The following is a 13,031-nucleotide window of genomic DNA, read 5'->3' on the forward strand; positions in this document are numbered from 1 at the left end:
CGCCAATGCGACAAATAGCTTCGCAAAGGCGCAGTTTAAACAGATGACAGGGGTTTGCGGCAGTGCCGTGGGATTTTTCGCCCAATGGGCAAACCAAGGGCTTAGCCGCGCTCGGACGGCACCGACGACAATTCAAACGGGCTACTGCTGCGTCGCTGGTTGCGATCTTCCCGTGGCGTGGCGCCAAAGAAGTTGCGGTAGGCACTGGAGAAATGCGGCCCCGAGGAGAAGCCGCATGACAGACCGATCTGGATGATCGACTTGCTGGTTTGCATGAGCATCTGGCGGGCCTTGTTCAGGCGCAGTTCCAGGTAGTACTGGCTGGGAACGCGGTTGAGGTATTGCTTGAAGATTCGCTCCAGTTGGCGTCGCGACACGCACACATGCTGGGCAATTTCGTCGGTGGTCAGCGGCTCTTCGATATTGGCTTCCATCAGCAACACCGCCTGGGTCAGCTTCGGATGGCTGGAGCCCAGGCGGTTTTGCAGCGGAATACGCTGGCGCTCGCCGCCTTCTCGGATGCGCTCCACCACCAGCTCTTCGGAGACCGCGCCGGCCAGTTCGGCGCCGTGGTCACGGGCCAGGACCGCCAGCAACAGGTCGAGTACCGACATGCCGCCGCAGGCGCTCAGGCGGTCACGGTCCCAATCAAACAGATGACTGGTGGCGATGACCTTGGGAAAGCGCTCGGCAAAGTCGTCCTGCCAGCGCCAGTGCACGGCGGCGCGATAACCATCGAGCAGACCCAACTGCGCCAACGGGTAGACCCCGGCCGACAAACCACCAATGACACACCCGGCACGCACCAGTTGCTTGAGGGCGGAACCGAGTTGCGAGGCGATGACGGTAGGCGGCTCATCGGCCAGCAGGAACAGTTTCTGAAAACCTTCCAGCTTGCCGGCCCAGGGTTCGCCAGGCAATTTCCACTCACCCTCGACCGGTGGTTCGGCTTGCAGGAACGACACCTCGTAGACCACATCCGGATGCACCCGCTGGGCAACGCGCAAGGCCTCCTCAGCCAGCGCAAGCGTCAGGGCTTTAGTGCTGGGCCAAATCAGGAAACCGATGCGATGGGCTGTCATGGAAGGCTATCCGAAACGAAAAACGGTAATGAAGACAAGGGCCAATGCTAGCCCGTAAACAAACATAATCCACTGCAGGAGCGAGCTTGCTCGCGAAAAACCCAAGACCGCCACGGGGTATCAGGCGCCCCGCATTATCGTTAACGCTCTTCGCGAGCAAGCTCGCTCCTACAGGGGGGTGAAGCATGCACTATTTCAGTGCGCAAAAGCAGCGCTGGTTATTTCAAGCTACCGGACAGGAACTGCTGCAACCGCTCGGACTGCGGGTTGACCAGCACTTCGCGCGGGTTGCCTCGCTCTTCGACAATGCCTTTGTGCAGGAACACCAACTGGTTGGACACTTCACGGGCAAAGCCCATTTCGTGGGTAACTACCACCATGGTCCGACCTTCCAGGGCCAGGTCCTGCATGACCTTCAAAACTTCGCCGACCAGCTCCGGGTCAAGGGCCGAGGTTGGCTCGTCAAACAGCATCACCTCAGGCTCCATCGCCAACGCACGGGCAATCGCCACACGCTGCTGCTCGCCACCGGACATATGGCCGGGGAACGCATCCTTGCGATGGGCCACGCCAACTTTGGCCAGGTAGTGCTCGGCCTTCTCACGGGCGTCTTTTTTCGACATACCCAACACATGCACGGGTGCTTCCATGACGTTTTCCAGCGCAGTCATGTGCGACCACAGGTTGAAATGCTGGAACACCATCGACAGGCGCGAACGCATACGCTGCAGCTGTTTCGGATCGGCAGCCTTCATGGCACCGTCCTTGTTGGCCACCAGCTTCAGCTCTTCGTTATTGAGCAGGATCTTGCCGGCATGCGGCTGCTCCAGCAGGTTGATGCAGCGCAAAAAGGTACTTTTGCCCGAACCACTGGAGCCGATGATGCTGATCACATCACCGGCCGCGGCGGCCAGGGACACCCCTTTGAGCACTTCATGACTGCCATAGCGTTTATGCAGGTCTTGGACTTCAAGTTTGTACATGCGGTCGGTTCTCACAAAAACAGTTGGTCAGTCGTTGAGCAAGCGCCCGTGACGCAGCGCTTCGCGCCCCGCCACCTTGGCCAGCCAGAAACCCGCTTGGGCATAACGTAGCCGTTCAACGGCAAACAACACCCCCGACGTGCCGGCGCAGACGATGCTGACGCGGTCGGCCAGGGGATCAATCACTTCAAAAATCGGCTCGCCGGTGTCTACCCAGTCACCCGCTTTACGCAGGTAACTGATCACCCCGGCGTGGGGTGCAAACAGCAGCTCAGTGCCTTCGAAGGGCACGCCTTCGCAGGGCTCGTGTTGCGGTGCCGGCCACTCACCACGGATCAGGCCTTGCTCGGCAAGGAACGCAAGAATGCCTTCGGCGTGGAAGATCGCCTCATCGCGGCCCGTATCGGCCTGGCCACCCAGCTCCAGGGTCGTCGCCAGGCACGCCAGGGGAACCTGCGCCCCGGGGAACGCCCGAGACAGGCGCAGCCATGGCAGCGAGCAAGCCTCATCAAACGAGCTGCCGCCCGAGTCTTCCGCCAAGAGGCCGACTTTCACATGCAAATGCGCCGACAACGAACGCCACTGCGGCCAGTGCTGGGGCAGCGCGTACATGTGCAGCGCGGCTTCGGCGTCGCAGTGCAAGTCGAGGACGATATCGGCAGTACAGGCATGGCCGAGCAATACCCGCTGCATGCCTTGCAGTTGGCTGCTCGGCTCGGGCAGTGCATTGAGCGTATCGGTCATTGCCTGGCGGATCATGCGCACATTGGCGTGGGGATCATCGCCCAGGCGGCCTTCGAGCAGCCGTGCAACCGGCTCGCTCAACTCAACGAAATCGCGGTTGAAGTTCTTGCCCGTGCCCACCTCGAAACGCCCCTGGTGCGCGCCTTGCAGCAACTGGCCCAGGCCCATCGGGTTGGCCACCGGCACCAGCTCGATCACCCCGTTGAGGGCACCCTGCTGCTCCAGTTCGGCCAGGCGTTTTTTCAGCTCCCAGGCCGCGCGCATCCCCGGCAACTCATCGGCATGCAGGCTGGCCTGGATATACGCCTTGCGCTCGCCGTGACCGAAACGGAATACCGTCAGCTGGCGCTCGCAACCCAGGTGCCCCCAGGGCAGTACGTGATCGATGCGTTCCATATCAATGCTTCCGTGGCGCCAGGTAGCTCAACCAGCGACGCTCGGCCAGCTTGAACAGGCGCACCAGGATGAACGTCAGGCACAGGTAGAACACGCCGGCGGTGATATAGGCTTCGAACGGCAAGTAGTACTGCGCGTTCACTGTACGCGCGGCGCCGGTGATGTCGATCAGGGTGACGATGGAGGCCAGGCTGGTGGTCTGCAACATCATGATCACTTCGTTGCTGTACTGCGGCAGCGCCCGGCGCAGGGCCGATGGCAGCAGGATCCGGCGATACAGCTTGTAGCGCGACATGCCCATGGCCTTGGCTGCTTCAATCTCGCCATGGGGCGTGGCCTTGAGGCTGCCGGCGATGATTTCGGCGGTGTAGGCGCTGGTGTTGATGGCAAAGGCCAAGCACGCACAGAAGGTCGCGCTGGACAGCCATGGCCAGAGGAAACTCTCGCGCACCGCTTCGAACTGGGCCAGGCCGTAGTAGATCAAGAACAACTGCACCAGCATCGGCGTGCCGCGGATCACGTAGGTATAGAGCCAGGCCGCGCCATTGATCAAAGGCTGCTTGGAAACCCGCATCAGCCCCAGGGGCACGGCGGCGAGCAAGCCGAAGAACAGCGAGATCAACAGCAATTTGAGGGTGGTCAGCAGGCCGCCAAGGTACAGCGGCATGGCCTCCCAGATGACGTTGTAGTCGAAGATCATAGATCAGCCGCCTTTACGCCTACCGAGTAGCGCTTCTCAAGATAACGCAGGGCCAGCAACGAGACGCTGGTGATCACCAGGTACATCGCCGCCACCGCGAGGAAGAAGGTAAAAGGTTCGCGGGTGGCATCTGCCGCCTGCTTGGCCTTGAACATCATGTCTTGCAGGCCCACCACCGAAATCAGCGCAGTGGCCTTGGTCAATACCAGCCAGTTGTTGGTAAAACCGGGGATTGCCAGCCGAATCATCTGCGGCACCATCACCCGGAAAAACACCTGGAACGGGCTCATGCCATAGGCCATGCCCGCTTCGGCCTGGCCCTTGGGGATGGCCATGAACGCACCACGGAAGGTTTCCGACAGGTACGCGCCAAAGATGAAACCCAGGGTGCCGATACCGGCGGCCAAGGGGTTCAAGTCAATATAGTCGTCGTAGCCCAGTAGCGGCGCGACGCGGTTGAGCAGGTCCTGGCCGCCGTAGAAAATCAGCAGGATCAGCACCAGGTCGGGGATCCCGCGGATCACCGTGGAGTACAGGTCACCCAGCCAAGCCAGCCAGCGTACCGGCGACAGGCGCAATGCGACCCCGATCAGACCCAGAACAATGGCCAAGGCCATGGACGACAAGGCGAGCTGAAGCGTCAACCATGCGCCATCGAGGATAACGGCCCCGTAGCCTTTCAACATGATTCAGGTCCTCGAAAAGGCGGATGAAAAAATGGCGCAAACTTCAGAGACCCTGGTGCTTGCGCCATTCTGGACAGACAACTGCGAAGGTTTACTTGGCGTCAGCGCCGTAAATATCGAAGTTGAAATACTTTTTCTCGATTTCTTTGTACTTGCCATTGGCGCGGATCGCGGCGATGGCCGCGTTGATGCGGTCCAGGTTGACCTTGTCGCCTTTACGTACCGCGATACCGATGCCGTCGCCGAAGTATTTGGCGTCGGTGAACGCAGGACCTACGAACGCGTAGCCCTTGCCTGAGTCGGTCTTCAGGAAACCGTCTTCGAGCAGGGTCGCATCAGCCACGGTGCCATCAAGGCGACCGGCAGCCACGTCCAGGTAGATTTCGTTCTGCGTGCTGTAAGGAACGATGGTCGCACCTTTAGGCGCCAGGACTTCCTTGGCGAAACGATCGTGGATCGAACCGCGCTGTACGCCGATCTTCTTGTCCTTGAGCTCAACCAGGCTGTCGCTGACGGTCACGCTGTCCTTCATCACCAGGCGTGCCGGGGTCAGGTAGTAGCGGTTGGTGAAGTCCACGGACTTCTTGCGGTCATCCGTGATGGACATGGACGACAGGATCGCGTCGATCTTGCGTACCTTGAGGGCCGGGATCAGGCCGTCGAATTCTTGCTCGACCCAGGTGCACTTGACCTTCATCTCTTCGCACAGGGCGTTGCCGATGTCGTAGTCAAAACCGACGATGTTGCCGTCCGGCGCCTTCGAGGCAAACGGAGGGTAGGCTGCTTCGATACCAATTTTCAGCGGCTTCTCTTCAGCGAAGGCCTGCATGGACAGCACGGACAGCGCCAGGGCGCCCAACAGCACGAGTTTCTTCATCTTGGGACTCCATCGGTATAGGACAAAAACAGCAGTATGAGCCATGGCCCACGATGCGACTGAGTGAAACCGAATAGCGGTGCTGCGTCCTACACCAGTTCAACACGGCGACGACGAGCGAGTGATCGGCATTCTAACGACAGGCCGGAAGCCGATATTTCCTCAATGCGACAACAATTTACAGAAGCACCGAGAAAGCGACTCCAACACATTGACAGTCCCTGCTTTTTATGCAGAGACAAAAGATATTAAACCTATTAACGCTGCAAATTGCGGGCCTATTATTCGCAAACCCTTCTATTCCGGCAAGTGTAGCGTTTGATCTTATTTTGCCGGGTGTCTAAAACGGGTGTTTTCAGGGCGCTGATGTAGCACTTTGCCTCATGTTTGGGCGCAAGGTTACACATTTGCACCGCTGGGTAACATTCAGAAATGCCCTACGAGATAAACCGATATTTATTGGCTTGGCGCTGAGAGAGGTCTGTCAGCTACCCCACCCCATTTGAAACTGACCCACCGCTATCGCAGGTAAGCCAGCTCCCACATCGACCCTATTTCATATTCAAATTCCCACAAAAAAGCCCCACCCGGCCTACGCCGAATGGGGCTTGGTCCCACAAACCCGCTTACGCGACGTTCATGGTCTTGTGGGTATCAATCAAATGCTGCACCACGCTTGGATCGGCCAAGGTGGAGATATCACCCAACCCGTCATACTCGGCGGTGGCAATCTTGCGCAGTATGCGGCGCATGATTTTCCCCGAACGGGTCTTCGGCAAACCGGGCGCCCACTGGATCACATCCGGCGAAGCAATCGGGCCGATCTCCTTGCGCACCCAGTTCTTCAGTTCCAGGCGCAGCGCTTCGGTCGGCTCCTCACCGTTTTTCAGGGTGACATACACATAGATGCCCTGGCCCTTGATGTCGTGCGGCACACCGACCACGGCCGCTTCGGTGACTTTCGGGTGGGCAACCATGGCGCTTTCGATCTCGGCGGTGCCCATGCGGTGCCCGGAAACGTTGAGCACGTCATCCACGCGGCCGGTGATCCACCAGTAGCCATCTTCGTCGCGACGCGCACCGTCGCCAGTGAAATACATGCCCCGGAAAGTCTTGAAGTAGGTGTCGACAAAACGGTCATGGTCGCCATACAGCGTACGCGCCTGGCCCGGCCACGAATCGAGGATCACCAGGTTGCCTTCGGCGGCGCCCTCGATGATGTTGCCCAGGTTATCCACCAACGCCGGTACCACGCCGAAGAACGGACGTGCCGCCGAACCCGGCTTGAGGGCGTGGGCCCCCGGCAATGGGCTCATCAGGGTTGCGCCGGTTTCGGTCTGCCACCAGGTATCGACAATCGGGCAACGGGATTGGCCGACGTTCTTGTAGTACCAGTCCCACGCTTCCGGGTTAATCGGCTCACCCACCGAACCCAACAGGCGCAAGCTGCTGCCATCGGTGCCTTCGCAGGCGGCGGTGCCGGAAGCCATCATCGCGCGGATCGCGGTCGGTGCGGTGTAGAGGATGTTGACCTTGTGCTTATCGACGATTTTCCCCACCCGCGTGATATCCGGGTAGTTCGGCACACCTTCGAACAGCAGCGTGGTCGCGCCATTGGCCAGCGGGCCGTAGACGATATAGGTGTGGCCAGTGACCCAGCCGACGTCGGCGGTGCACCAGTAGACTTCGCCCGGGCGGTAGTCGAACACGCGCTCGTGGGTCAGGGCCGCGTACAACAGGTAGCCGCCGGTGGTGTGCTGCACACCCTTGGGCTTGCCGGTGGAACCGGAGGTATAAAGGATGAACAACGCTTCTTCGGCGCCCATCTCTTTTGGCGCGCAGACGGTGCCCGCCACTTTCATCAGGTCTTCGTACCAGATGTCGCGATGCTGGTTCCACTTGATCTGGCCATTGGTGCGCTTGCACACGATGACTTTCTGAATGCTGCTGGTTTCCGGGTTGGTCAGCGCGTCGTCGACGTTGGCCTTGAGCGGCACCTTCTTGCCAGCACGAATGCCTTCGTCGGCGGTGATCACCACTTTGGATTTGCAGTCGATGATGCGACCGGCCAGGGCCTCTGGCGAGAAACCGCCAAACACCACCGAGTGAATCGCACCGATGCGGGTACAGGCCAGCATGGCGACCACGGCTTCGGGAATCATCGGCATATAGATGGTCACCACGTCGCCGCGATGCACATCCTGGCCACGCAGGGCGTTGGCGAACTTGCAGACTTGTTCATGCAGCTCGCGGTAGGTGATGGTGCGGCTCTCGGAAGGGTCGTCGCCCTCCCAGATGATCGCTGCCTGGTCGCCGCGCTCGGCGAGGTGACGGTCCAGACAGTTGTAGGAAACGTTGAGGGTGCCGTCAGCAAACCACTTGATATCGACATGGTGGTCGTCGAACGAGGTCTGCTTGACCGTGGTGAAAGGCTTGATCCAGTCAAGACGCTTGGCTTGTTCGCGCCAGAAGCCGTCGGGGTTGACCACCGACTGCTGGTACATGGCCTTGTAGGTCGCCTCGTCGGTCAGCGTGTTGGCTGCTACTTCGGGGCGAACGGGGTACAGGGAAGCCGCACTCATCTTTCTTACCTCGGTGACTATAGTTGTTGTTGTATGGCCCTGTTGTAGCCGGGGCAGGCCTATAGAACCATTCGACGATGGTAGTAACAAGCCCCTACAAATTGCCCTGATATGCCCTTTAAACGCTCTGGCCCGTGGCCTGTAGCGCGTTTTGCTGTGCAGGAAAAAACCTCTGTCGTGGATTGTTACGAAAACCACCAAAAGTGTTTATCAAAAGTACGGGTATATGAATATAACCCAGGCGCCTAAAATCAACCTCGCCAACCAGGCACCGCGATTAACCAAGTTACAGCCCCCACGAAGGCACGTTAATCCGAACTCTCTACTCAAGTTACACACGTGGCCTCACAAGGGCCCCGTGCCCCCCCCTTCGACTGTAAAAAGGTAAATTGGAAATGAAAGCTTTATTAGTTATGGCCCTTGCCAGCCTGTGCGCTACCGCAGCCCTGGCCGACGAGATCCCGACTGACGTAGCCAGCCAGAGCACCGCTATTGTTGAGGAATACACCTACACCACTGACCTGGATATTGCCAAGGTCGTGTCCATGAGTTCCATCCCGAATGTCTGCGAAGTTGTTCCAGCTCGCATGGAATATGAAGACCACCAAGGCCAGCGGCATATTCTTAATTACAAAGTCATGGGCAATGGTTGCTCTAACGGTTAATGACTTAGTTAGTTAAAAACTATCCAGGCACTGTTCGCCGCAAGGAATCGTTCTTGCGGCAAAGTCAGGTATTCGCTCCTCCCCTTTCGCTTGAACCGAATGCTACGATTGTGGCGTCGCCACCTTCGCCGCAAGGCAGGATAGGTTCATGAGAGCCAGTTTCGAGAAAATCCCCACCGAGGCCAATACCTCCTGGACCCTGTTGAACAGGCGCCTGGCACAGGCGATCCCGTTTGAATGGCATCACCACCCCGAGTACGAACTGACCCTCACCCTCAACAGCCGTGGGCACCGCTATATCAGCAATGACGTGGCGCTGTACGATGATGGCGACCTGGTACTGGTGGGTCCGAACGTTCCCCATAGCTGGTCTTCGGCCGAGACGATCGACCCGGCCAAACCGCACATCGCCCTGGTCATCTGGTTTTCCGAAGCCTGGGCCGATTCATTGGTGAAACTATTCCCGGAAATGGCCGCGACCCGTGCCTTGCTCACGGCCGCGCAGCATGCACTGAGTTTCAGTGACGCTACCTCGCGCGCACTGCGCCCGGTGATCGAGGCCATGGTGGAGCAAGACGCTTCCCAGCGCCTGATCTCGCTGTTGACCGTGCTCAACACCCTGTCGCGGGATGTCGCAGCGCAGCGTATCGCAGTGCAAAACACGCCTCATATTATTGAAGATGCGCGCATCCGCCGGGTCCTGGACTACCTACACGGCCACTACGCCCAGCCCCTGAGCATTCCTGAGCTGGCACAAATGGCCTGCGTCAGCGTTTCGGCCTTCCATCGCATGTTCCGTCGACACACACGATGCACAGCTTTGGACTACATCGTCCGGCTACGCATCGGACACGCCTGTGCCCTGCTGATGCAAGGCAACCTGGCCGTCAGCACCATCGCCGAACAGGTGGGTTACGCGTCCCAGGCCCTGTTCAACCGGCAGTTCAAGGCCCACAAAGGCATGACACCTTCAGACTTCCGTGGCCGGCACGGGCATCACTTCCAGTAACAGCGGACCAGCCTGATTCTTCTGCCTCACCTTAAATAAACGCCACAATCGTATTACTCAACGCTGCAAATGAGGCTGCCGCCCAGGCAGGCCAAAGTGATTCCATACCTGCATGAATAATAAAAATGCAGGCCAGCCCATGAGCAACTACCAGACCTTCGCAAGCGCCGAACTGCCAGCCGACCACAAGCGCAACATCGTCGCCATGAAAAAGGCGCTGCGCGCGCAGATCGGCGACGTGCCGGCGCTATTTGCCGAAGTCAGCACCTTTATCGCCACGGAAATTGCTTCGATCAAGGCCCAGCAAGCCCTGACCGGCTCCGCCTGGCCCGAACTCGACTTCGCCACCATCGCCAACGGCCAGGTCAGCGAAGCACAACGCGCGCTGATCAAGCGCCGAGGCTGCCTGGTTATCCGCAATCATTTCCCCAGGCAGCAAGTGCTGGGATGGGACAAAAGCCTGCTGGACTACCTGGATAACAACCTGTTCGACGCGGTTTACCGCGGGCCTGCCGACAACTTTTTCGGCAACCTTGAGGCCTCGCGCCCGGAAATTTTCCCGATCTACTGGTCCGACGCCCAGATGCAACTGCGCCAGCACGAACGCATGGGCAGCGCCCAGTCATTCCTGAACCGCCTGTGGACGGTCGACTCCCATGGCCAGCAGTGGTTCGACCCAGATACCAACGCCCTGTATCCGGATCGCGTACGACGTCGCCCGCCCGGCACCACGTCCAAGGGCCTGGGCCCGCACACCGATTCCGGAGCACTGGAGCGCTGGCTGCACCCGGCCTACCTGAAAGTGTTCGAAAAGATTTACCACAACGACTTCAAGTCCTACGACCCGTGGGACGCCGCTTATCGCACCGAAGTCGATGAATATGCCTACCCGGGCACCAAATGTTCGGCCTTCCGTACCTTCCAGGGCTGGACCGCGTTGTGTGACATGAGCGCCGATCAGGGCGTGCTGCATACCCTGCCGATCCCCAAGGCCATGGCCTACTTGCTGCTGCGCCCACTGCTCGAAGACGTCCCCGAAGATGAACTGTGCGGCGTTGCGCCGGGCAAGGTGCTGCCCATCCTGGAGCAATGGCACCCGCTGCTGGTCCAGGGCATGACGCCAATCCCGGACGTGCAGGCCGGCGATTCGGTGTGGTGGCACTGCGATGTAGTCCACAGCGTCGCCCCCGTTGAAAACCAACAGGGCTGGGGCAACGTGATGTACGTACCCGCCGCCCCCATGTGTCCGAAAAACCTGCGTTATGCCAAGGATGTACTGCGGGCATTCGAGCAAGGTATCTCGCCAGATGACTTCCCCCGTGAGGACTACGAAAAACACTGGAACGATCGCTTCATGAAATCGCAACTGAACGCCTTTGGCCGCAAAGGACTGGGGCTGGAATAACCTCCTCCTTCTCACCACAAAAACAAAAAGGGTCACCCCATGAAAACCCTCAATCACCTTGCCGTTGCCATCTCCCTCGCCAGCCTCTGCACATTCGCCGCCCATGGCGCCGAGAGCAAAGGCAGCGTTGAAGTCGTGCATTACTGGACCTCGGGCGGGGAAGCCAAATCGGCGGACGTGCTCAAGCAACTGATCGAAAAAGATGGTTTCACCTGGCAAAACAGTGCCGTGGCCGGTGGCGGTGGTGCAGCCGCCATGACCGTACTCAAGACCCGCGCCGTGTCCGGCAACCCGCCCTCTGCCGCGCAGATCAAGGGCCCGGATATCCAGGAATGGGGCAACTTGGGTTTGCTGACCAGCATCGACGAGGTGGCCAAGGCGAACAACTGGAATAGCCTGCTGCCCGAAAGCATCGCCAGTCTCATGAAATATGACGGGCACTATGTTGCCGTGCCGCTGAATATCCACCGCATCAATTGGCTATGGACCAATCCCGAGGTACTCAGAAAAGCCGGGGTCGCCAAAGCCCCCACCACCCTGGAAGAACTGTATGCCGCAGGCGACAAGCTCAAGGCGGCGGGCTTCATTGCGATTGCCCATGGTGGCCAACCCTGGCAGGACACCACGGTATTTGAAGGGTTGGTGCTGAGTATCCTCGGCGCAGACGGCTTCAAGAAAGCCTTCATTGACCATGACGAAGCCACATTGACCGGCGCAAAAATGACAGACGTGTTTAGCGCCCTGCGCAGATTGAAGTCCTATATGGACCCCGACGGCGCCGGGCAGGACTGGAATCTCGAAACGGCCAAAGTCATCAACGGTCGGGCCGGCATGCAGATCATGGGCGACTGGGCCAAGAGTGAATGGACGGCGGCCGGCAAAAAGGCTGGCATCGACTACGAATGCGTGCCCTTCCCCGGTTCACAAGGGGTCTACAGCTACACCATCGACTCGCTGGCCATGTTCAAGCTGTCGAGCAAAAATGACACGCCCGGCAATAATGCTGCGCGCGATGACTTGGCCAAGATCGCGCTGGAGCCGCAATTCCAGTACATCTTCAATCAGAACAAAGGCTCTATCCCAGTGGTCAAGGGCCTGGACATGAGCCAGTTCGATAGCTGCGCCCAGGCTTCGGCCAAGGATTTTGCCGACGCTGAAAAAGCCGGCACCCTGGCGCCCAGCATGGCATTCAATATGTCCACCTCGCAGGCTGTGCAAGGCGCGGTCTTCGATGTGATCAGCCATTTTATGAGCGACAAAAACGCCGATCCGGCCAAAGCGGGCAGCCAGCTGTTTGCCAGTATCAAAGCGGCTGCCCAGTAGCGTTGGCCGCCCGGCCCTTGCGCCGTTTGGCGCAAGGACTTTGTGTCCAATCCACACTCCGATTGTTTAAGGCCGGGCCTTCAGAAACGCCGGCTATCGCCTGTCAAAAAAATCCTAGCCTGATAAACCCCCGTAAACTCGCGCTCTGGCCTCAAATGCCGTCATTTTGACCTTCGACTGAGGCCATCCGCCGCAACACAAAGCTAAATTTTTCCCTATAATGCGCGGGTAAATCGGGCCTGCAATATCCCTTTACATGGGATCACGAGCCAGGCCTGAGGCCCCGCAGGAGTACGACACCGTCGCTCCGCCCCTCAGGCCTCAAGCAGAACACCCGTAGCCCATTGCGTTTAATGCCTGCGCGAGCTGTTGCAACAAACGATTCCTTAAAGATCCACCGCGGCCCCTGGGCCGTGTGAACACCCAACCATCCGGTTTCACACGGGCACCATTGGCCCTCACGCAGGAGACGACACGTCATGCTGAGCTGGGACGAATTCGACAAAGAAGAAGAAGGCGAAGTAGCCGCTAAAGGCGCCAACGCCGGCCACGCCACCGAAGCCAACATGGACCGCCTCG

Annotated in this window: 11 protein-coding genes and 1 pseudogene; 4 read left to right on the top strand and 8 right to left on the bottom strand. The window is 59.1% G+C overall.

What is annotated here, in order from left to right; all coding sequences use genetic code 11:
* Nucleotides 1-101: 101 nt before the first annotated feature.
* From argR to acs, 8 genes and pseudogenes are all read right to left on the bottom strand, one after another.
* The gene (argR, locus tag H097_RS18530; RefSeq protein ID WP_032861583.1) at nt 102-1,082 is read right to left on the bottom strand and encodes a transcriptional regulator ArgR; all 981 of its coding nucleotides are present in this window, start codon (nt 1,080-1,082) and stop codon (nt 102-104) included.
* A gap of 70 nt (nt 1,083-1,152) precedes the next feature.
* Nucleotides 1,153-1,269, bottom strand: a pseudogene (locus tag H097_RS28850) (outer membrane lipoprotein carrier protein LolA); the annotation flags it as partial.
* A 31-nt stretch (nt 1,270-1,300) separates the two neighbouring features.
* The gene (locus H097_RS18535; RefSeq protein WP_029294441.1) at nt 1,301-2,065 is read right to left on the bottom strand and encodes an ATP-binding cassette domain-containing protein; all 765 of its coding nucleotides are present in this window, start codon (nt 2,063-2,065) and stop codon (nt 1,301-1,303) included.
* A gap of 27 nt (nt 2,066-2,092) precedes the next feature.
* The gene (locus tag H097_RS18540; protein WP_032861584.1) at nt 2,093-3,205 is read right to left on the bottom strand and encodes a succinylglutamate desuccinylase/aspartoacylase family protein; all 1,113 of its coding nucleotides are present in this window, start codon (nt 3,203-3,205) and stop codon (nt 2,093-2,095) included.
* Nucleotide 3,206: 1 nt separating this feature from the next.
* The gene (locus H097_RS18545; RefSeq protein WP_032861585.1) at nt 3,207-3,905 is read right to left on the bottom strand and encodes an ABC transporter permease; all 699 of its coding nucleotides are present in this window, start codon (nt 3,903-3,905) and stop codon (nt 3,207-3,209) included.
* Nucleotides 3,902-4,591 (bottom strand): ABC transporter permease, encoded by a 690-nt coding sequence (locus H097_RS18550; protein ID WP_029294434.1) that lies wholly within the window; start codon nt 4,589-4,591, stop codon nt 3,902-3,904. Before H097_RS18550 ends, H097_RS18545 begins: the two co-directional genes overlap by 4 nt.
* Before the next feature lie 91 nt (nt 4,592-4,682).
* Entirely contained in the window at nt 4,683-5,468 is a 786-nt protein-coding gene (locus tag H097_RS18555) for an ABC transporter substrate-binding protein (protein WP_032861586.1), read from the bottom strand.
* Between the two features lie 626 nt (nt 5,469-6,094).
* A complete protein-coding gene (gene acs / locus H097_RS18560) occupies nt 6,095-8,050 on the bottom strand; it encodes an acetate--CoA ligase (protein WP_029294430.1) in 1,956 nt (651 codons plus the stop codon).
* Nucleotides 8,051-8,445: 395 nt separating this feature from the next.
* On the opposite strand from acs, the gene H097_RS18565 reads away from it, so the two are divergent.
* From H097_RS18565 to H097_RS18580, 4 genes are all read left to right on the top strand, one after another.
* The gene (locus tag H097_RS18565; protein WP_032861587.1) at nt 8,446-8,715 is read left to right on the top strand and encodes a DUF2790 domain-containing protein; all 270 of its coding nucleotides are present in this window, start codon (nt 8,446-8,448) and stop codon (nt 8,713-8,715) included.
* 148 nt (nt 8,716-8,863) lie between these two features.
* On the top strand, nt 8,864-9,724 hold the full coding sequence (locus H097_RS18570; RefSeq protein ID WP_032861588.1) for an AraC family transcriptional regulator: 861 nt from the start codon (nt 8,864-8,866) through the stop codon (nt 9,722-9,724).
* Between the two features lie 139 nt (nt 9,725-9,863).
* Nucleotides 9,864-11,129, top strand: a complete 1,266-nt coding sequence (locus tag H097_RS18575) for a DUF1479 domain-containing protein (RefSeq protein WP_032861589.1) — start codon at nt 9,864-9,866, stop codon at nt 11,127-11,129.
* A gap of 39 nt (nt 11,130-11,168) precedes the next feature.
* Entirely contained in the window at nt 11,169-12,452 is a 1,284-nt protein-coding gene (locus H097_RS18580; protein ID WP_032861590.1) for an ABC transporter substrate-binding protein, read from the top strand.
* Nucleotides 12,453-13,031 lie beyond the last annotated feature (579 nt).

The sequence above is a fragment of the Pseudomonas sp. FH4 genome (genome assembly GCF_000510915.2).
Taxonomy (GTDB): domain Bacteria; phylum Pseudomonadota; class Gammaproteobacteria; order Pseudomonadales; family Pseudomonadaceae; genus Aquipseudomonas; species Aquipseudomonas brenneri.